Raw genomic sequence first — 1,318 nt, 5'->3', positions numbered from 1 at the left:
GTTTAATGAGATGGTACGTCCCTCCCTACAGCTAAACTTGAAATGGTTTAGTCTTAAAAGGAAAGTACCAAATGAATAACTCACACATTATCGGAATCGATTTAGGTAAGAACTCTTTTCATTTAGTTGGTCATGATCATGCTGGGAATCAGTTATTTAAGAAAAAGCTTACTCGCCAAAAATTACTAGAGTTCTTATCATGTCATGAGCCTGTCATTATAGCCATGGAGTCATGCGGCGGGTCTCATTGGCTTGCTCGAAAGTGTACTGAATTTGGTCATACAGCCAAGCTAATTCCACCTCAATATGTAAAACCTTACGTTAAAACCAATAAAAATGATTTTATCGACGCAGACGCTATTGCAGAAGCAGCTTCACGGCCAACAATGAGGTTCTCTTCAGCAAAGACTGAGTCAGCTCAGGTTATCTCAACGATTCGAAAAATTCGTAGCGGGTATATTAGAGAGCGCACCGCATGTATGAACCGAATTGGCTCAATCCTTCTTGAGTTTGGGGTCAGTTTGCCAAAAGGCCACGCTAGTATGAAAGGTTTATTTCAGTGGCTAGCGGATAAGAATCAAAACCTTCCTCCTCTAATCATTTTTGAATTAAGTGAGTTACATGAACACTATCAAAACCTTAATGAACGCATAGATTCACAAGCAGATAAGGTCGAGAGAATCCTTGCAGATAACGAGCAGATGAAACAACTGCAAAGTGTTCCTGGCATTGGCCCAGTCATCGCTAGTGCTTGTTTATCATCAGTTGGTAACCCCAATGACTTCAAAAACGGGAGAAATTTTGCGGCATGGATCGGACTGGTTCCCATTCAATACTCAACTGGTGGTAAATCAACGCTACTTGGAATATCGAAACGAGGAAATAAAGAACTAAGGACGCTATTCATCCATGCTGCGAGGTCCATTTTATGGAGAGACAAATCGGTTGAAAAATACTTTGGCTCGTGGCTTGTAGAGCTTAAGAAACGAAAACCTTTTAACGTGGCAGTGGTAGCACTAGCCAACAAAATAGCCCGTATAGCATGGGCAGTCTTAGTCAGTAAGAAGTCCTTTGAAATAAGAACATAATCAGAATTTGCAATGAGAGAAAAAGATGACACAACGGTTAGACCACCAGACTGAAGACCTGTTGCCCCAAACAGCAACTTAAAATGCTTTTCGTTTTGTGAGGACAGTCTGGCGCACACCTCATCATAGAGCTGAGACTAATGGCAGTCTCTAATAGACTCTGAATATATTAGCGCAAATCAGCTCGTTGTTTTTAACTCTACTTGCAATAACGGGACGTACCATATATT

The 1,318-nt window shown here is 41.0% G+C and carries 1 protein-coding gene; it reads left to right on the top strand.

Annotated features, from left to right (window positions below; all coding sequences use genetic code 11):
- The first annotated feature begins 71 nt into the window (after positions 1–71).
- Positions 72–1,088 carry an IS110 family transposase gene (locus H5300_RS26685; RefSeq protein ID WP_182797355.1) on the top strand — a complete coding sequence of 339 codons (1,017 nt, stop codon included), beginning with the start codon at positions 72–74 and terminating at the stop codon, positions 1,086–1,088.
- Positions 1,089–1,318 lie beyond the last annotated feature (230 nt).

This window comes from Vibrio sp. SG41-7 (assembly GCF_014164465.1).
In the GTDB taxonomy this organism is placed as follows: Bacteria; Pseudomonadota; Gammaproteobacteria; order Enterobacterales; family Vibrionaceae; genus Vibrio; species Vibrio splendidus.
Note: the sequence above shows the minus strand (reverse complement) of the source record. Positions and strands in the feature narration are given on the sequence as shown.

Bases quoted from the DNA above. Each gene is read 5' to 3' on its own strand.
- H5300_RS26685 (WP_182797355.1), top strand. From the start codon at position 72: ATGAATAACTCACACATTATCGGAATCGATTTAGGTAAGAACTCTTTT.